Source organism: Streptomyces sp. NPDC049541, assembly GCF_044465725.1.
Taxonomy (GTDB): domain Bacteria; phylum Actinomycetota; class Actinomycetes; order Streptomycetales; family Streptomycetaceae; genus Streptomyces.
Window position 1 is genome coordinate 1 of record NZ_JBITLY010000004.1, and the last position, 18,260, is coordinate 18,260.

Sequence of the window (18,260 nt, forward strand, 5' to 3'; positions counted from 1 at the left end):
GCCTCCTCCGCCTTGCAGCTGCACGCTCCCCCACTCTCGGCTTCGCCCGAGCGGGGGGACCCCTCATGACCCCGCTCGGGGCGGCTGCAAGGCGCAGTTCCCTACGGCCGACCTGATCCAAACGACAGGGCCTAGCCGTCACACGCCGGTCCGCTCCCGGTCCCGCCGTTCCGGCCGCGGCCCCGGTTGCCCGGGGTCGCGGCTGCGGTAGACCGCATACGGGCGGAGCAGGTACTGCACCGGTGTGCTGAACACGTGGACCAGGCGGGTGTACGGCAACAGGGCGATCAGTGCCATGCCGATCGTCGCGTGGGCCCGGTACAGCACCGGTACGCCCTCCATCAGGGCCGTCCGCGGCTGGAGCGTGAACAGGCTGCGGGCCCAAGGGGCGATGGACGCACGGTAGTTGTAGCCGTCGCCGGACACATGGGTGAGCTTGGCGGCCATGCCCATCCAGATGGCGGCGATCAGGACGACGTACATGAGCTGGTCGTTGACGGTGGTCGCCCGGAACACCGGGGCGTGCGTGCGGCGGTGGTGGATGAGCAGCATGATCCCGGCGACGGCGAGCGCGGCGGCCACCGTGCCGCCGTAGAGCGAGAGCAGGTGGTACGTGTGCTCGCGGGCGCCGATCGAGTCGGTCCACGAGCGTGGGACGAACAGCCCCACCAGGTGGCCCGCCAGCACGAAGAGGATCCCGTAGTGGAAGGCCGGGGAGGCGATGTTCAGCAGCTTCGACTCGTCCACCTGCGAGGAACGCGTGGTCCAGCCGTACTTGTCGTAGCGGTAGCGCCAGATCAGACCGGCGACGAGCAGGGCGAAGGCGCCATACGGCAGAACGCCCCACAGGAGCGTGGTCATGAGCGAACCTCCGTGTGGGGGATCGGCAGGGTGGCGCATACGGCATCCAGGACGGACGCGTACGGGGTACCGAAGTCGGTGAGCCGGGCCCGGAGCCGCCCGAGGCCCTGGCGGTGTTCCCTGAGGAGGGCCGTGTCGCCGGTGCGGGCCGCGAACTCCAGCACCGCGGGCAGGAAGTCCGGCAGTTCCTCGCCGGTGAACTCCAGGCCGGCGGCGCGGTAGACGTCCTCGAAGCGGACCAGCGACAGACCGCGCTGCCGGGTGCCCCCGTCCCGCCACCGGCTCAGATAGAGGCTGTGCCGGTCCTTGAGGTCGAAGACCTGGACGTAGTGGGCGGCCAGTTCCCCGGGCGGGGTGAGGGCCGCATGGTCGGTGAACCCCCGCAGCTGCGGGGCCGCCTCGCGCAGCAGGGGCAGCCGGGCGCGGAAGTCGGCGTCGGGATAGGTCAGGCAGAGCGCTGCCGCCTGGTACAGCACGGCGTCCGAGGGCATCAGGTCTCCTTCGGTGTGCAGGAGCCCGCGGCGGTGGGCGGTATGCGCGTGTCGTCCACCTGCGTCGCTCCCTTGCTCACCCTCTGCTTCGACGCTAGGGGCGGGCGGGGGAACGCACCTGTTCACGGCGCCCGTACGGGTGCTCGGCCACGAGGTCAGGGCTTGCGGGCGACCCCCGCGTACACCGGAACGACGCCCTCCGTCTGCGCCGCCACGTCCTCGGCCTCCGGCCGCCACCCGGTCACCGGGATCACGCCGGGTCCGAGCAGCTCCAGGCCCTCGAAGAAGCGCTGGAAGTCCGTGATCGAGCGGGGGAAGAACGGGGTGCCGCTCGCGCGGAAGGCGCCCGCCGCCTTCGCGATGGCCTCCGGATTGAGGTCGGGGGTGACCTGCGAAAGGATCAGATGGCTGCCCGGGGCGAGCGCCGCGACGTACTTCGCCAGGAGGTCGTGGACGCCGTCGTCCAGGTAGTGGGTCAGAGCCACCAGCGACAGCGCGACCGGCCGTGCGAAGTCCAGGGTCTCGGCGGCCTGCCGCAGCAGGGTATCGATGTCCCGCACGTCCGCGTGCACATACTCCGTGCGGCCCTCCTCGGAGCCGCGCAGCAGCGCCTGGGCGTGCCGCAGCACGATCGGGTCGTTGTCCGCGTACACCACCCGGGACGCCGGCGCCACGGCCTGCGCCACCTGGTGCAGATTCGGCTCGGTGGGGATGCCCGTGCCGATGTCAAGGAACTGGCGGATCCCGGCCTCGGCGACCGTGCGGACGGCCCGGTGCATGAACCGCCGGTTGGCCCGCGCCCCGCGCACCGCGCTGTCGTCCACGGCGAGGATCTTCCGGGCCAGCGCCTCGTCCACCGGGTAGTTGTCCTTGCCGCCCAGCCACCAGTCGTACACGCGGGCGGGGTGCGGCCGGCTGGTGTCGATCTGCGGTGCGGCTTCGGATCCGGTCATGCGGGGCTTCTCCTCCGGTCGGACGGGTGCGGTGGGTGGCTCAGAAGCCCTCGCGGTGCTCCCGCAGGATCTTCTTCGTGCGCTGGGCCGACGCGGCCCGCGCCGTCATGTGGTCGAGGACCTCCAGATGCGCGGAGACCTCCTTGCGCGAGTCGAGGTACAGAGCGCCGGTCAGATACTCGGTGAAGACCATGTCGGGCAGCTCGGGCTCGTCGAAGCGGAACAGCGTGAAGGGCGCGTACGTCCCCGGGTGCGGGCCGTCCTTGAACTCGGCGATCTGCAGCGTGACCCGGTCCCGCTCGGCGAACTCCAGCAGCTTGTCCATCTGCCGGCGCATCACCTCGCCGCGGTGGCTCACCGGGCGCCGCAGAACCGTTTCGTCCATGATCACCCACAGATGGGGCGGGTCCGGACGGTCCAGCAGCCGCTGCCGTGCCATCCGCAGCGACACATGCCGCTCGATGGTCTCCGGACCGGTCTGCCCGACCGTGCCCGCCTCCATCACCGCACGTGCGTAGTCCTCGGTCTGCAGCAGGCCGGGCACGAAGTGCGGCTCGTAGGAGCGGATGATGTCGGCGGCGCCCTCGAGGCTCACATACAGGCTGAACCAGTCCGGCAGCACGTCGTGGAAGCGCTGCCACCAGCCCGGCCGGTTGGCCTCCTCGGCCAGGGCGACGAACGCGGCCGCCTCGTCGTCCGGGACGCCGTACGTCTCCAGCAGCACCTGGACGTACGGGATCTTGAGCGCGACCTCGGCCATCTCCATCCGCCGTACGGTCGCGGGGGCCACCCGCAGGACGCGCGCGGCCTCCTCCCGTTTGAGCCCGGCCGCCTCCCGCAGTTCCTGCAGGCGCCTGCCGAGCACCACCTGGCCCACGGTGGGCGCGGGACGCCGCTCACTCACGCCACGCCTCCCCTACGGGCCGAAGTAACCGCGCAGCAGTGTGTCATGTTCCGCCGCCAGTCTCACGGGTTCCGCGGTGAGGCGCTCGCCACGTGGGCCGTCCAGTGGACGTCCGTCAGGGCATCAGCGACTGGAGGTACTTGACCGTCGCCGGGTCGGCCGGAAGGAGCGTCTCGATGGCCAGCTCCGCGACCGTCACGTCCATGGGGGTGTTGAAGGTGGAGATGGACGAGACGAAGGACAGCGTCCGGCCCTCGTGCTCGATCTGCATCGGAAGCGCGAAGTAGGGGACGGGCTCCTCGGGTTCGTGGTCGTGGCCGTGCTCCTGCCGGGGCACCGGGTAGGCGGCCACCTCCTCGTACAGCGCCCGCAGGGGTGCGGAGCGGTGCAGGGCGATCTCCCGTTCCATCTGCGCGAGCAGATGCCCCCGCCACTCCGGGAGGTTGCGGATGCGCGGCGCGAGGCCCTCGGGGTGCAGCGTCAACCGCATGGCGTTCAACGGGGGTTCGAGCAGCTCCTGTGCGACGCCCTCCAGGAACATCGTCATGCCCCGGTTGGCCGCGACCACGTCGTACACCGAGTCGACCACGAACGCCGGGTAGGGCTCATAGCACCGGATGAGACGTTCCATGCCCTGGCGCAGGGCGTCCAGCCCGGGCGAGTCGAGCGGGGTCTCCGGGTAGTGCGGGGCATAACCGGCCGCCAGCAGCAGGGAGTTGCGCTCCCGCACCGGGACGTCCAGATGCTCGGCGAGCCTGAGCACCATCTCCTCGCTCGGCCGCGAACGGCCCGTCTCGATGAAGCTGATGTGCCGCGCCGAGGAGTCGGCCCGCAGCGCCAGCTCCAGCTGACTGACCCGGCGGCGCTCGCGCCAGGACCTCAGCAGGGGGCCGATGCTCTTGTCGGTGGGGGCGGTGGCCGAAGTGCTGGTTCCCGTCGCGACAATGGTCATGCGTACGACCGTAGTCGAGGAGCGCACCTGATGACCTGGCCGCCCTTGAAGCCGACCCTGGAGACCGCCGCGGTGTACCGCGCCAGAGTGCGGGGCTGTCTGCTGGGCGGTGCGATCGGTGACGCCCTCGGCTACCCCATCGAGTTCAACTCCCTGGACCGTATCCGCGCCCTCCACGGCGAAAACGGGGTGACCGGGTTCGTGCCCGGTGCGTACGGCGCGCTGGGTCTGGTCAGCGACGACACACAGATGACCCTGTTCACCGTCGAGGCCCTGATCCAGGCGCACGCCAGGGAGCGGGAGCGGGGCATCGGCGGCGCCTGGGCACACATGCTGCGTCAGGCGTACGAGCGCTGGCTGGAGACCCAGTCGAAGCCGGGCCCCGAGCAGGGCGCCGCCCCCACGGGCGGCCTGATCGACGAGCCCTGGCTGTACTCCCGCCGCGCACCGGGCAACGCCTGCCTCTCCGGGATCGCCCAGAAATACCACCCCGACCCGATGCTCAAGCTGGACGGCAAGCCGGGCCAGGTCAATCCCGACTCCAAGGGCTGCGGCACTGTGATGCGCTCGGCCCCCTTCGGCCTGATCAACTCCGCCGACGGGGCCTTCGCCATGGCCGCCCGCGGCGCCCAGATCACCCACGGCCACCCCACCGGCTACTACGCGGCGGGCGCGCTGGCCGCCATCGTGGCACACGTCGTGGAGGGGGACTCCCTGGAGGGCGCGGTGCTGCGCACGCTTCGGCTGCTGGTCCGCCACCCCGGCCACGAGGAGACGACGGCCGCCCTGGAGGGAGCCCTCGACCTCGCCGCCCAGGGGCGGCCGACCGCGGAGAAGCTCCAGACCCTCGGCGCGGGCTGGGTCGCCGAGCAGGCCCTCGCGATGGGCGTCTACTGCGCGCTCGTCGAGCTGGACGTCAAGGAGGCCCTGCTGCTGTCCGTCAACCACTCGGGTGACAGCGACTCCACCGGCTCCATCTGCGGCAACCTCCTCGGCGCCGTACACGGAGACGTCGGGCTGCCGCACGAGTGGGTCGAGCAGGTCGAGGGCAGGCGCACCATCGCCGCGATCGCGGACGACCTGGCGGCGGAGCGACCGCACGAGCGGTGAGGGGGCAGCCGTTCCCCAACCGTCCGGAGGGTTCCCCGACCCGCCCCCGGGAACCCTTCTGACCAGGACCGCAGTCAGTCGTTGTGGCACGCTGAAGAAGCACCCGGTGCCGAGGAAGGAGCGAGCCCATGCCCGTCGAACCCCTGTCGCTGAAGGAGATCGAGGACCGACTGGCCGAGCTGCCGGGCTGGGCGGTCGAGGACGACCGGCTCACCCGCTCCTACCGGCTCGGCTCGCACTTCGCCGCCACCGCGATGGTCATCCACATCGCCCAGGTCCAGGACGAGCTCGACCACCATTCCGACCTCACCCTCGGCTACAACACCGTCTCCCTGTCGGTGAACACGCACAGCGCGGGCGGCAAGGTCACCGAACTCGACTTCGCCCTCGCGCAGAGGGTCGAGGAACTCGCACCGGCGCACGGGGCGCACTGACCCGCGTGCTCGACTACGACAAGGAAGCCGACGCCTACGACGCCACCCGCGGCGGCGAGCCGAGGGCCGCGGCCGCCGCCGACGCCGTGCTCGGCCTGATCCCGGAAGCGACCGACCGGCTGCTCGACGTGGGCTGCGGCACCGGGATCGTCACCCGGCGCCTCGCGGCCGCGCGGCCCGCCACCCGGGTGACGGGCGTCGACCTGACCTACGGCATGGCCCGCATGGCCGCCCGGCGCCTGCCCGGCTCCGTCCTGCTGGCCGACAGCCGCCGACTGCCCTTCCGCGACGGAACGTTCGACGCCGTCACCAGCGTCTGGCTGCTGCATCTGTTCGACGAACCCGAGGACGTCCGCGCCGTCGTCGCCGAGTGCGCCCGCGTCCTGAAGCCCGGCGGTGTGTACGTCACCACCGTCGACAAGGCCGCCGCGCACGACGTCGGCAGCGACATCGACGCTGTCCTTGCCCCGCGCCCGCGCCGCCCGGCCCCGGACGCCGCCCCGCTCGTGGAGTCGTACGCCGCCGCGCACCGTCTGCACCCGGCGGGGCAGGCCCGTTTCCCCGGCCGAGGCCAGGGCCGCAGCCCTCGCCGCACGGCCGCCGACCTGCGGCGCGGCTGGTTCACCCAGCTGCCGCCCGGTGACCCGCTCACCGAACGCTTCGTCGCCCGGATCCAGGCGCTGCCCGACCAGGAACGACCGCGCGCCGACCCGGAGTTCGGCCTCCGGGCGTTCAGGAAGCCGACGGCCGACTGAAGTCCATCGTCCAGTTGGTCACCCACGTCTGACCGCCGTCGAGGGAGAACGCCTGCTCCCAGTGGGCGGAGCTGGTGGACATGTCCGCCCAGATGAACCGCACCCGCACGTCCTTGCCGTCGTGTGTGTCGTCGCCGTAGAACTCGCCGCGATCGCCTTCGAAGCGACCGATCACGGGCGGGAAGAGCTTGCCGCTGCGGCTGGAGGACCAGTTCAGCGACCATTCCTCGCGCTCCACGTCGAACAGGCGCAGGGTCAGCCCCTTCGCGCAGAGATACGGCATGTCGATCTCGTCGATGTTCGCGGCCCCGTCGAACAGTGGCCGGCACCAGTGGGTGGCCGGGAACTCCACCCAGTCGCTGTCCGGGTCGAGGAAGTCGGTGCGACGACGGTTCGCGACCTGCCACTCGCCGGTGAAGAAGTCGAAGTCGTGCGGGCTGCTCATGAGCGCTCTCCAGTGGTTCCCGAGGGCAGGGAGTCGGACAGGTAGGCGTCCAGGTCCGGGACTTCGGGCACGAGCATGTGCCGTACCCAGGCGTCCCGTTCGTGCTGGATCGGCGGCAGCTCGAAGACGCAGCCGATCCAGGGCAGTTCGGGGCGGACGAAATGAGTGGGATCGTGGTCGGGGCAGCCGACGACGGGCTGACCTGCGGCCGCGTTCGCGTAGTGCAGGACGTTGTCCCACACCCAGCTGTAGGCGTTGATGTAGGCGCCGTCGTCGTTTCCCCGGTGAACGACGACGAACGTCGCCGGAGGAGTGCCGTCCGGCTCCGGCAGCAGCTCCGGCAGGATGGCGTACGCCGCCTTCTCCACGTCGGGTGCGATGCCCGCCGGGTCGGCGGTCACGTGGTAGCGCTTGATGCGCCGTCCCGCCACCTCGACGGGCGGCGGCACGGTCAGGAACTTCTCCTCGAAGGGCATGGACAGGACGCTAGGCCGACTTCACTGACATCCTGTGTCAGTGAAGTCCAGTCGGCTCGTCTCGATCCTGCTCCTCCTCCAGACCCGGGGCCGAATGACCGCCGCCCAGCTCGCCGAGGAGCTGGAGGTCTCGGTCCGTACGGTCTACCGGGACGTCGAGGCGCTGGGCGCGGCGGGCGTTCCGCTGTACGGGGACGCGGGCCACACCGGCGGTTACCGTCTGCTCGACGGCTACCGCACCCGGCTGACCGGCCTCACCGCCGACGAGGCCGAGGCCCTCTTCCTCGCCGGCGCGCCCGGCCCGGCCGCGGAGCTGGGTCTCGGCTCGGTGCTCGCCGCCGCCCAGCTCAAGGTCCGCGCCGCGCTGCCGCCGGAGCTGCGCGCGCACGCCGACCGGATCAGCGGCCGCTTCCACCTCGACGCCCCCGGCTGGTACGCGGACGCCGAGGAGGCGCCGTATCTGCCGGCGGTGGCCGACGCGGTGTGGAACTGCCGCGTCCTGAACGTCCTGTACCGCCGCTGGGCCGAACCCACCGAAGTGCGGCGCCGCCTTGAGCCGTACGGACTGGTCCTGAAGGCAGGCCGCTGGTACGTCGTCGCGGGCCCGGGCCCCCGCACCTTCCGCGTCGACCAGATCCTCCAACTCGCCGACTGCGATGAGAATTTCACCCGCCCGGACGACTTCGACCTGGCCGCCTACTGGAGGGCGTACCAGCGCGACTTCCACGACCGGCTGTACCGCGGCGAGGCACTGGTCCGGCTGGCGCCGGGCGTACGGCTGCCGAGGGCGGCCGTCAGCCGTACGGACGACGACGGCTGGACCCTCGCCACGGTCCCCATCGAGTCCGTCGAGCACGCCCACGGCGAGTTCCTCCGCCTGGGCACCGACATCGAGGTGCTCCAGCCGCCCGAACTGCGCGCACGCATCGCCCGCACAGCGGCCCAACTGGCAGAAAGATACGGCAACTTGACGGAAAGCGGCGGCGACTGAGGGGACTGAACCCGTCCGTCCTCACCCGGAGGTCCGTCATGTGCTCTTCCTCGCGCGCACGGCGTCCCCGGACGGCGGGGGACCATCCGGGCGGGAAGTGCGGGCGCCGAGCCGCACATCGTGACACGGAGGCGGTCGCCCACCGATCGCGGGCGACCGCCTCACCTCACCGGGCCGGCTTCAGCCACCCAGGACGCCGCCAAGGAGGCCGGTCACGACGCCCAGCAGGCCCCCCAGCAGGCCCGAGAGCCCGTCATGGTGTTCGTCGTTGTCGCCCTTGGCCGAGACGCATGTCTGGTGGCCGAGGAGAGAGATGTGGATCGTTCCTTCGCACTTGGAGGGCGCCGGAGCCGCAGAGGCGCTCGGCGCCATGAGGGTCAGGGCGATTACGGGAGCGGCGAGGACCGCCGCGACACGGGAGCGGGTCGATTTGCGTGTGCGCTGCGACATCACTGTCCTTTCGACGAGCATGTGGGACCGGACCTTCCTTGATCAGGTTCAATCAGATTCAGGTGGCCCTCTGCGCTCCGCAACTCGAGGATCACTCCCGGCAACCGTTCGGCCCAGTCAGCCGACCGCGCAGGTCTGGTCGCCCAGCCTGAACGAGGTCGGTTTCGTGTTCGCCCCCGACCAGCTCCCCGTGAACCCGAAGCCCACGGACGAACCGGCCGCCACCGCGGCGTTCCAGCTCAGGTTCTTCACCGTCACCGCCGCGCCCGACTGGGTGTGGTCGGCGTTCCACAGCTGGGTGATCTTCTGGCCGTCCGCGAAGGTCCAGCCGAGTGACCAGCCGCTCCAGGCACTCGAACCCGTGTTGGTGAGCCGGACGTCGGCCTGGAAGCCGCCCGACCACTGATTGGTGATCTTGTAGGTGACCGTGCAGGCACCGGTCGGCGTCGGGTCCGTGCCGCCACCGCCGCCGTTGTCGCCCCCTCCGCCCGTGTCGGAGGTGTCGCCGTAGATGACACCCCGGCCGTTGGTGGAGACGTACACCCGTCCGTAGACCCGCGGGTCACCGGTGATCGCCCCGCCCGTCCAGCCCCACTGGTGGGCGTCGTCGTTGATACGGGTCCAGCTCGCGCCCTTGTCGGTCGAGCGGAAGATGCCGCGCACGCCGCCGATCTTCGCGCTGGTGTAGAGGGTCTGGTACGAGGCCCCCGTCGCCGCCTTGCCGAAGCCGATCGTGTCGGCCTGCTCGACGTTCGACAGCTTGGTGAAGCTCGCGCCGCCGTCCGTGGAGTGCCACAGCCCGTACGCGCCGTCGGAGGCGCCGCCCGCGAGCCAGACGTCCCCCTTCGCGCCGGGCAGCGCCTTGAAGCGCACGCTGTCGCCGCCGGGGAGACCGGTGGCCGAGGACGCGGTGAAGGTCGCGCCGCCGTCCGAACTCACGTAGAACTTCCCCGACTTGAAGCCGTAGAAGGTCTTCGCGTCGACCCGGTCGGCCTCGACGGTCGCACCGGCCGGGATGCCGCTCGACGCGGCCCAGGACGTCCCGAAGCCGGTCGTGTACTGCACGGCGGTGCCCGCCGGGCTCCACACGAACCGGCTGCCGTCCGAGGCCGCGGCCACCGTACCGCCGCCCGACACACCCGACGGGTCCGTCCCCGCGAACCAGTTGGCCCCGTTGTCCGTGGAGAACGCGATGTGCGGACCGGAGTCGAGGTCGCCGACGCGCACCACCGTGTTCGGGTTGGTCTCCGCGAAGTCGAGGCCGGTCGTCGTGGTGAAGGTGGGCGAGGTGAACATCATCGAGGGGACCTTGGCCAGGTCCGTGTGCCGGAAGCCGCCGATGTCACCGAGTGCGCTGAACAACTGGGCGCCGCCCGACGGGGGAGAGGCGAGGTCGTTGACGGCCGTCTCCTCCAGCCCCTGCACCATGGGCTTCACGGTGAACTGCCCCCCGCTGTCCCACCTGGTGAGGTTCTCGGTGCCGTACAGCGTCGCCCCCGTGCCGTACATCATGCGGTCCGAGTTGAACGGGTCGATCTCCAGCGACTCCGTCATCCAGCCCAGTTTCGGGGACTGTTCGGGGGGTGAGGGGTTCGCGTTGAAGGTCAGCCAGGGCGACGAGGAGACGTCGATGGTGTAGCGGTTCGAGCGGTTGGGGTACGACGTGTAGTCCCACGCCTTCGTCCAGGTGCCGCCGCTGTCGGTGGAGCGGAAGATCTGGGTGTCCGGCCACCAGGAGCTGTAGGCGGTCGTCATGACGGTTCCGGGATGCTGTCGGTCGACGGTCAGGCCGCTGAAGCCGTAGGACGTGTCGGCCTCGGCGACCGGGCTGATGTCGGTCCAGGTGCCGGTCGCGGTCGCGTACCGCCACAGCCGGCCCTTGCCGCCGTCGTAGGGGCCGCCCTTGTCGCTGTAGGCGAGATACAGATAGCCGTTCTTCGCGTCGAGCACGCCCTTGTGCGCGAGATATCCCGTCGGCTGCCCGGCCAGCCGGGTCCAGCTGGCGCCCGCGTCCGTCGAGCGGTACACCGCGTTGTCCTTGTCGGCGACCCCGACGTAGATGGTCTTCGTCGGCGTACCGGCCGTACCGGTCGACTCGTCGAAGGTGACCCAGACGATCCCCTGGTTGTCGGAGGCGTATCCGCTGGTGTCGCTCGGATCCTGCACGTAGTTGCCGACGTTGGGGAAGCCGGTCACCTGCGACCAGGTCACACCGGAGTCCGTGGACCGCCACAGCCCCTTGCCGCTGGGCGCGCCCAGATACAGCACGTTGTCCTTGTGGGGGTCGATCGCGAGCCGCTCGCCCATGCCCCGGCCGGGCATGTTGCCGCCGAGCTTGAAGGGGAGATCCGTCTTCTGCCAGCTCGCGCCGCGGTCGGCGGACCGCAGCACGGCACCGTTCGTCGCGTCCCAGCTGTTCGTGTACGTCCCGACGGCCGCGTACACCTTGTTCGGATCGACGGAGTCGGAGGCCAGGCTCACGACCCCGGTGTGCCCCCACTGGTCCCAGCCGACCGAGTCCAGCAACGGCGTCCAGGTCTTGGTCGCCTCCTGCCAGCGGTAGGCGCCACCGATGTCGGTGCGGGCGTAGGCCAGGTTCTTCTCACTCCGGTTGAACACGATGCCGGGGACGAAGCCGCCGCCGTCGATCCGCGCGTTCTTCCAGGTGTACGTGTCCGCGGCGAGCGCGACCTTCGGGCCACTCGCGGCGAGGACGGGCGGACTGCCCGCGAGCAGACCGGCCGCGAGAGCCAGCACGGCCGTGAGGATACGGGTTCTTCGCACGGTGGGGTCCTTCCATGAGGGGAACGTGCGAGTGCCGGGCGGCCCCCGTGCGGGTGGGGGCCGCCCGGCCGTGCGGTACGCGCCCCGATAGGGGCGCGGGGCTGTGCTGGATTTGCGGCTACCGGCGTGGGCGCGACCAGCCACAACGGCCCCGCAGTCAAAGTCCGCCCAACCCGCGGGGCACCTATTCCAGAAGCTCCGCGTACGAGCCCATGGCCAGGGCGATGTCCGCCTGGGCCCAGAACCGGTGATACGTGAACGACGGCGCCGCTCCACCCGCCAGATACGCCTGGATCTTCGACCAGGCAGGATCGTTCTTGTAGAACGACCGCAGCGAGGAGAACGTCGACGACGAGTTGATCACGTCCCCGTTCGGCATCTTGCCGCTCCAGCCGCTCGGCACGTACACGCTGTCGTTGAACCGGCTGTAGTCGGTGCGGGTCTCCGGCACGGCGATGCCCAGGGCGTCCTGGTAGTTGTTCCACATGCCGTCCAGCAGCGCCTTCGCCGTGGACTTGGCCGTCGCGTCACCGGACTTGGCGCCGTAGTACGTCAGGACCTTGGCGTACGCGGCCGCCACACCCACGTCATCGGTGTAGTCGGCGACCGTCACGTGAAGCCCGCTGTTGGACCCGGGACTCGAGGCGTTCCAGGTGTCGGGCTGCCCCGACCACTGCAGCGTCGCCGGGATCCGATAGGTGCCGTCCGGGTTGATCGTGGTCTTGGACAGCGCCCACTTCACCCACTTGTCGAGGACCGCCTTGGCCTGCGCGTTCCCCGTCTGCTGGTAGAGCTCGGCGACCCGCTCCATCGACCACGCCTGGAAGCCGAACCACTGGTTGGACGGCGGGTCGTGGTAGACGGGCTGCCAGTCGTAGTACATGCCGTAGAAGGTCGAGGTACCGGCCGGCGGGGTGGCGTAACGTCCCGCCCAGCTGTTGGTCGCACCGCCCGCGATGGCACCCTCGGACGACTGCAGCCACTGGTAGAACTCCAGCTGCCGTTGCAGCGACTTGGACCAGTCGGCCGCGCCCGTCGCCGACTTCGGCTTCAGGTCCGCGTAGGAGCTCAGCGCGTACGCGGCGAGCGGATTCTGGTAGCCGCCGTGCACATGACTGGAGCCGATGCGCCAGGCCCAGCCCGCGTTGGTGTCCGTGGCGCCGCCCCAGGCGTAGTACCAGGACAGCAGATAGTCGGAGGCGTCCTTGCCGGTGCCGGCCGGGCAGGTGGACGGACCGACGCAGTTGCCGATCTTCTTGAAGTACTTGTCGTACATGGCGTAGCGCAGGTAGTCGCCCATCTTGGCGGCCTTGCCGACGGTCGTGGAGACGTCCGCGCCCTTGCCCTGCTGCTTGGCCCACACGTCGGCCCAGTACGCGGCCTGCACGGCACGCGCGTCGGCGTCCGGGGCGTCGGTGAACTTCCACTGCTTGGCGTAGGACGAGTCGCCGGTGAACAGGTCCAGGTAGCCGTTCTTGCCGCCGTACTTGAAGGCGTCGCAGGTCGGCTGCGGCACCGTCTCCCACACCGACTCCTGCGGTCCGCGCTGGAAGGTGTTGATGTACGACGGGCCCTTCGCCGTCGGACCGCCCTCGCAGGTGCCGCCCGGCGTGTTGCCGTAGCCGTAGACGTTGTCGACGTCCTGCAACCAGTGCATGCCGTACACGTCGTCCGTGCCGTACGTGCTCTTCAGCTCGCCCGCGATCGGATCGGAGCCGACCGAGACCGACGTGTCCAGCTTCGCCGGGTACTCGTTCGGGGCGTCCAGTTCGGGCGCGTAGGTGGCCGGCTTGGAGGCGTTGTAGAAGGAGTTGGTGGGCTGGTCGGCGTGGGTGGGGATCATGTACTTCTCCATGAGGGCCCACGCGCCGTTGAACTTGGACCAGTCGCCGGTGACCTTGCCGTACATCGCCTGCAGCCACAGCAGATAGCTGTAGGCCTCAGAGGTGGTCTCGTGGCCCTGGTCCGGCGCCTCGACGATCAGCGTCTCCACCGAGTGGTACGGGATGCCGTCGGGGGAGAAGTAGCCGTTCGCCGGGTTGGTGATCTTCCCGTAGAGGTCCAGGAAGCGGGCGTCGTACGCCTTCGTGGCCGCCAGCTCGGTGACCGTGACCGCTGCCTTCGTGTAACCCGTCGCGGTCGACTCGAAGGACGCCGAGCCGGTGCCGGAGGAGTCGGCGGTGATGGTCACGTTCTGGGCGGTGCTCCAGTTGGCGGGCGTGAAGGTGAGCGTCGCGCCGCCGGTCACCGACAGACCGGAGTTGCCGCTCGCCCGGGCCGTCGTCACGGTGACATTGGCGCTCGGCTGGGTCGACAGCTTCACCGCGTATGTGCCCGACCTGCCCTGCTGGACGCCCAGCTGGTTCGTCGACGCCACCACGGCGGGGCCCGAGGCGACCGTGATGCCCACAGGCGTGGACTCCGCGGACGCGCCCAGGCTGTCGTACGCCTTCGCCACCAGTGAATGACTGCCCACGGTCAAACCAGAGGCGGAGAGCGTGAAGGGCGCGCTGGTGTCCGTGCCCAGCAGGGTCGTGTCGTCGTAGAACTCGACCTTGCTGATCGTCGCGTTGTCGGCCGCCGCCGCGGTCGCCGCGAGCGGGACCGGATCGCCCTGTGTGTAGACCGCGCCCGCCGTGGGGCTGGTCAGCACGGTGACCGGCGGCTGGTGCGCGCCGGCGCAGGTGGTGCCGTTGACCGCGAAGCTGGTGGGGGCGGTGTTGGTGCCGCTGTAGCTGAACTGCGCGCCGGTGGAGACCGCGGCGCCCGCCGCGATCTTCGCGTTGTACCCGGCGTCCTTCACGGTGACCGACTGGCCCGACTGGGACCAGGTGCCGTTCCACCCGTTGCTGAGCTTCTGGTTGCCGCCGTACGCGTACGTCAGGGTCCAGCCGTCGATGACGTCCGTGCCGCGGTTGGTGATGGTCAGATCGGCGGTGAAGCCGGAGCCCCAGTCGTTGGTCTTGTAGTCGACGCTGCACTGAAGTGCCGCCGCATGAGCGGGAGTTGTGCCGGTGCCGAGCATGGTGAGCGGCAGAGCGAGGGCCGCCACCACGGCGGTCCACAACCGCCGTGCAGTTCTGTGTCTCCTTCTGGGCTGCATGTGCTGGTTCCTCCTTGCGGCTCGGAAAAGAGTGGGGGAGGGGAGGAGCAACAAGCCTTGAACCAGTGGGAGCGCTCCCATAGTGGGGACGGGGGTGAGGGTGGTCAAGATGCTTGAAGAGTCGAAAAGATTCGACGCGTCTTAGCTGAGGGAAAGTCAGGAAAGTCTGCGACTCCCCTGTCCTTTGCCGTCACTTGGCGCTAGCTTCATGGACACCAGTGGGAGCGATTCCATCAGTCGACGCGTCCGTCACGACGCGCCCGAACTGCAAGGACTCGCTCATGCGACACCCTCCGCGTTCAGGTCTTTTGGCCGTTGCCGCCGCCGTTGCCCTGGTGGGCAGCGCGGTCGCACCGGTCGTCACGGCACAGGGAGCCACCCCCGCCTGCTCGGTGGAGTACTCCGTCACCAGCCAGTGGGGCAACGGCTTCCAGGGTGCCCTGAAGATCACCAACAACACTGCGCCCGTGAGCAGTTGGAGCGTCAGCTTCGACTTCGGAAACGGCCAGAAGGTCAACCAGGGCTGGAACGCCAAATGGTCCCAGTCCGGTACGACGGTGACCGCGGCCAACGAGAGCTACAACGGCTCGCTGGCCACCGGCGCGAGCGTCAGCGCCGGGTTCCTCGCCTCCTGGTCGGGGACGAACGCCGTACCGACGTCGTTCAAGCTCAACGGGACGACGTGCAACGTCGATACGGAGCCGTCCCCGCCGCCGACCGAGCCGCCTGCCAGTGGTACCGCACCCGCTCTGCATGTCTCCGGGAACAAGCTCGTCGACGCCGACGGCAGGAGCCGCCGGCTGCTCGGCGTCAACCGTTCCGGCGGCGAGTTCATGTGCGTGCAGGGCCGGGGCCTGTGGGACGGCCCGGTCGACGACGCCGCGATCAAGGCGATCGCCGACTGGAAGGCGAACGCCCTCCGCATCCCGCTCAACGAGGAGTGCTGGCTGGGGCTTTCCGGCATCAAGCCCGAGTACGCGGGCGCCAACTACATCGCCGCCGTCAAGGATTTGGTGGCCAAGGCGGAGGCGCACGGCCTGACACCGATCCTCGATCTGCACTGGACCTACGGCCAGTACACCGGCAACTCGGCGGGCTGCTCCGACGTACACGCCACCTGCCAGAAGCCGATGCCCGACCTGCAGTACACACCGTCGTTCTGGTCGTCGGTGGCCAGCACCTTCAAGGCCGACCAGGCCGTCGTGTTCGACCTGTTCAACGAGCCGTATCCGGATCGGGCGGCCTCCACGACCGCCCAGGCGTGGCAGTGCTGGAAGGACGGAGGCACCTGCCCCGGCATCGGCTACCAGGTCGCCGGGATGCAGGACCTCGTCGACACCGTGCGCTCCACCGGCGCCAGGAACGTCGTCATGGCCGGCGGTCTGGCGTACTCGAACGACCTCGGCCAGTGGCTGACGTACAGGCCCACCGACCCGACGGGCAATCTGGTCGCCGCCTACCACGTCTACAACTTCAACTCCTGCGCCGACGCGAGCTGCTGGAACTCCACCCTCGCCCCGGTCGCGGCCCAGGTGCCGCTGATGGCCGGGGAGATCGGCGAGAACACCTGCTCGCACTCCTTCGTCGACCAGGTCATGAAGTGGTTCGACGACCGGGACCTGTCCTATCTCGGCTGGACCTGGAACACCTGGGACTGCTCCTCCGGTCCCTCCCTGATCTCCAACTACGACGGAACCCCCACGTCGTACGGCACCGGGCTGCGTGATCACCTGCGCGCCCTCAACCCGTAAGTCCCGTATCCCGCAATTCCCGCATCGGAGAAGGAACCCGCACTCATGAGTCGTACCAGAACAGCGTTGCTCGCCGCCCTGGCGCTGGTCGCCGGGGCCGCCGGGACCGCGACGGCCGTCGTCCCCGGCGGCGTCTCGACGGCCTCCGTCCCCTGCACCGTCGACTACAAGGTGCAGAACGACTGGGGCTCCGGCTTCACCGCCGCCGTCACCGTCACCAACAACAGCGCCGCCAAAAGCAGTTGGGCGGTGAAGTGGTCGTACGCAGGCAATCAGAAGATCACCAACTTCTGGAACTCGAAGATCACCCAGAGCGGGACGGCCGTCACCGCCGCCAACGAGAGCTACAACGGAACCCTCGCCACCGGCGGCTCGGTCAGCTTCGGCTTCCAGGGCACCTACAGCGGCAGCAACGCCGTCCCGGCCACCTTCAGCCTCGACGGTGTGACCTGCAACGTCGACGGCGGCCCGACCGACCCGGGCCCGACCGACCCCGGTCCGACCGGCCCGAAGGCCGACAACCCCTACGCCGGCGCCAAGGTGTATGTGAACCCGGAGTGGTCCGCCAACGCCGCCGCCGAGCCGGGCGGCAGCCGCGTCGCCAACCAGCCCACCGGTGTCTGGCTGGACCGGGTCGCCGCGATCAACGGCGCCGGCGGGAAGATGGGCCTGCGGGCGCACCTCGACGAGGCCCTGAAGCAGAAGGGCAGCGGAGAGCTCGTCGTCCAGCTGGTGATCTACGACCTGCCGGGCCGCGACTGTGCCGCGCTCGCCTCCAACGGTGAGTTCGGGCCGACGGACATCGACAAGTACAAGACGCAGTACATCGACCCGATCGCCGCGATCCTTGCCGATCCCAAGTACGCCTCGCTGCGGATCGTCACCACGGTCGAACTCGACTCCCTGCCGAACCTCGTCACCAACGTCTCGCCGCGGAACACCGCCACCCCCAACTGCGACACGATGAAGGCGAACGGCAACTACATCAAGGGCGTCGGCTACGCGCTGAACAAGCTCGGTGACGTCCCCAACGTCTACAACTACGTGGACGCCGGGCACCACGGCTGGCTCGGCTGGGACGACAACTTCTCGGCGACGGTCCAGACGATCAAGCAGGCGGCGACCGCCGAGGGCGCCACGCTGAACGACGTCCACGGCTTCATCACCAACACCGCCAACTACAGCGCGTTGAAGGAGCCGTACTACACCATCAACGACTCGGTGAACGGCACGTCCGTGCGCCAGTCGAAGTGGGTCGACTGGAACCGGTACGTCGACGAGCTCTCCTACGCCCAGGCCTTCCGCCAGGAGGCCGTGAGCCAGGGCTTCCCCTCGGGCGTCGGCATGCTCATCGACACCTCCCGCAACGGCTGGGGCGGCAGCGCCCGGCCGACCGGTCCCGGCGCCCAGACCGATGTGAACACCTACGTCGACGGCGGCCGTATCGACCGGCGCTTCAACACCGGCAACTGGTGCAACCAGGCCGGTGCCGGCCTCGGCGAACGGCCCAAGGCCAGCCCCGCGGCCGGGATCGACGCGTACGTGTGGATGAAGCCCCCGGGCGAGTCCGACGGTGCCAGCTCGGCCGTCCCGAACGACGAGGGCAAGGGCTTCGACCGGATGTGCGACCCGACCTACACGGGCAACCCGCGCAACAACAACAACATGTCGGGGGCACTGCCCAACGCTCCGCTGTCGGGGCACTGGTTCTCGGCGCAGTTCCAGCAGCTCATGCAGAATGCGTACCCGCCGTTGTAGGTTGCGGTGCGTTTGACGCTGCCGTCGTTCGTGGCTGATCGC

Annotated in this window: 16 protein-coding genes; 6 read left to right on the forward strand and 10 right to left on the reverse strand. The window is 69.7% G+C overall.

The window, feature by feature from the left end; translation table 11 throughout:
* Positions 1-138: 138 nt before the first annotated feature.
* The 5 genes from narI to ACIBW9_RS15865 all read right to left on the reverse strand — a co-directional run bounded on the left by narI (position 139) and on the right by ACIBW9_RS15865 (position 4,161).
* Complete coding sequence (narI, locus tag ACIBW9_RS15845; RefSeq protein WP_398955259.1) at positions 139-861, reverse strand: respiratory nitrate reductase subunit gamma; 723 nt, start codon at positions 859-861, stop codon at positions 139-141.
* A complete protein-coding gene (narJ, locus tag ACIBW9_RS15850) occupies positions 858-1,352 on the reverse strand; it encodes a nitrate reductase molybdenum cofactor assembly chaperone (protein ID WP_398955261.1) in 495 nt (164 codons plus the stop codon). The genes narI and narJ overlap by 4 nt, the downstream gene beginning before the upstream one ends.
* A 155-nt stretch (positions 1,353-1,507) precedes the next feature.
* Positions 1,508-2,305, reverse strand: coding sequence for an SAM-dependent methyltransferase (locus ACIBW9_RS15855; protein ID WP_398955263.1), 798 nt, complete (start codon positions 2,303-2,305; stop codon positions 1,508-1,510).
* 40 nt (positions 2,306-2,345) lie between these two features.
* Complete coding sequence (locus ACIBW9_RS15860; RefSeq protein WP_398955265.1) at positions 2,346-3,209, reverse strand: helix-turn-helix domain-containing protein; 864 nt, start codon at positions 3,207-3,209, stop codon at positions 2,346-2,348.
* 115 nt (positions 3,210-3,324) lie between these two features.
* Positions 3,325-4,161 carry a helix-turn-helix domain-containing protein gene (locus ACIBW9_RS15865; protein ID WP_398955267.1) on the reverse strand — a complete coding sequence of 279 codons (837 nt, stop codon included), beginning with the start codon at positions 4,159-4,161 and terminating at the stop codon, positions 3,325-3,327.
* A 30-nt stretch (positions 4,162-4,191) separates the two neighbouring features.
* Here ACIBW9_RS15865 and ACIBW9_RS15870 point away from each other — a divergent pair, with 30 nt between their 5' ends.
* The 3 genes from ACIBW9_RS15870 (at position 4,192) to ACIBW9_RS15880 (ending at position 6,460) form a co-directional block, all read left to right on the forward strand.
* Positions 4,192-5,271 carry an ADP-ribosylglycohydrolase family protein gene (locus ACIBW9_RS15870; RefSeq protein ID WP_398955269.1) on the forward strand — a complete coding sequence of 360 codons (1,080 nt, stop codon included), beginning with the start codon at positions 4,192-4,194 and terminating at the stop codon, positions 5,269-5,271.
* Positions 5,272-5,399: 128 nt separating this feature from the next.
* Complete coding sequence (locus tag ACIBW9_RS15875; protein WP_398955271.1) at positions 5,400-5,705, forward strand: 4a-hydroxytetrahydrobiopterin dehydratase; 306 nt, start codon at positions 5,400-5,402, stop codon at positions 5,703-5,705.
* Positions 5,706-5,710: 5 nt separating this feature from the next.
* Positions 5,711-6,460, forward strand: coding sequence for a class I SAM-dependent methyltransferase (locus ACIBW9_RS15880; protein ID WP_398955273.1), 750 nt, complete (start codon positions 5,711-5,713; stop codon positions 6,458-6,460).
* Here the strand turns inward: ACIBW9_RS15880 and ACIBW9_RS15885 are convergent.
* Positions 6,438-6,905: a hypothetical protein gene (locus tag ACIBW9_RS15885; protein WP_398955275.1), complete on the reverse strand. Its 468-nt coding sequence runs from the start codon at positions 6,903-6,905 to the stop codon at positions 6,438-6,440. The genes ACIBW9_RS15880 and ACIBW9_RS15885 overlap by 23 nt on opposite strands.
* Positions 6,902-7,381, reverse strand: a complete 480-nt coding sequence (locus ACIBW9_RS15890) for a hypothetical protein (RefSeq protein WP_398955277.1) — start codon at positions 7,379-7,381, stop codon at positions 6,902-6,904. Before ACIBW9_RS15890 ends, ACIBW9_RS15885 begins: the two co-directional genes overlap by 4 nt.
* 40 nt (positions 7,382-7,421) lie before the next feature.
* Here ACIBW9_RS15890 and ACIBW9_RS15895 point away from each other — a divergent pair, with 40 nt between their 5' ends.
* Positions 7,422-8,372 carry a helix-turn-helix transcriptional regulator gene (locus tag ACIBW9_RS15895; RefSeq protein ID WP_398955278.1) on the forward strand — a complete coding sequence of 317 codons (951 nt, stop codon included), beginning with the start codon at positions 7,422-7,424 and terminating at the stop codon, positions 8,370-8,372.
* Between the two features lie 180 nt (positions 8,373-8,552).
* Here the strand turns inward: ACIBW9_RS15895 and ACIBW9_RS15900 are convergent, their stop codons facing one another.
* From ACIBW9_RS15900 to ACIBW9_RS15910, 3 genes are all read right to left on the reverse strand, one after another.
* Positions 8,553-8,822 carry a hypothetical protein gene (locus tag ACIBW9_RS15900; RefSeq protein WP_398955280.1) on the reverse strand — a complete coding sequence of 90 codons (270 nt, stop codon included), beginning with the start codon at positions 8,820-8,822 and terminating at the stop codon, positions 8,553-8,555.
* A gap of 117 nt (positions 8,823-8,939) precedes the next feature.
* Positions 8,940-11,606 carry a cellulose binding domain-containing protein gene (locus tag ACIBW9_RS15905; RefSeq protein ID WP_398955282.1) on the reverse strand — a complete coding sequence of 889 codons (2,667 nt, stop codon included), beginning with the start codon at positions 11,604-11,606 and terminating at the stop codon, positions 8,940-8,942.
* 184 nt (positions 11,607-11,790) lie between these two features.
* Complete coding sequence (locus ACIBW9_RS15910; RefSeq protein WP_398955284.1) at positions 11,791-14,709, reverse strand: glycoside hydrolase family 48 protein; 2,919 nt, start codon at positions 14,707-14,709, stop codon at positions 11,791-11,793.
* 281 nt (positions 14,710-14,990) lie between these two features.
* On the opposite strand from ACIBW9_RS15910, the gene ACIBW9_RS15915 reads away from it, so the two are divergent.
* Both ACIBW9_RS15915 and ACIBW9_RS15920 read left to right on the forward strand, forming a co-directional pair.
* A complete protein-coding gene (locus ACIBW9_RS15915) occupies positions 14,991-16,460 on the forward strand; it encodes a cellulase family glycosylhydrolase (RefSeq protein WP_398955286.1) in 1,470 nt (489 codons plus the stop codon).
* 45 nt (positions 16,461-16,505) lie between these two features.
* A complete protein-coding gene (locus tag ACIBW9_RS15920) occupies positions 16,506-18,218 on the forward strand; it encodes a glycoside hydrolase family 6 protein (protein ID WP_398955288.1) in 1,713 nt (570 codons plus the stop codon).
* The last annotated feature ends 42 nt before the right edge of the window (positions 18,219-18,260 follow it).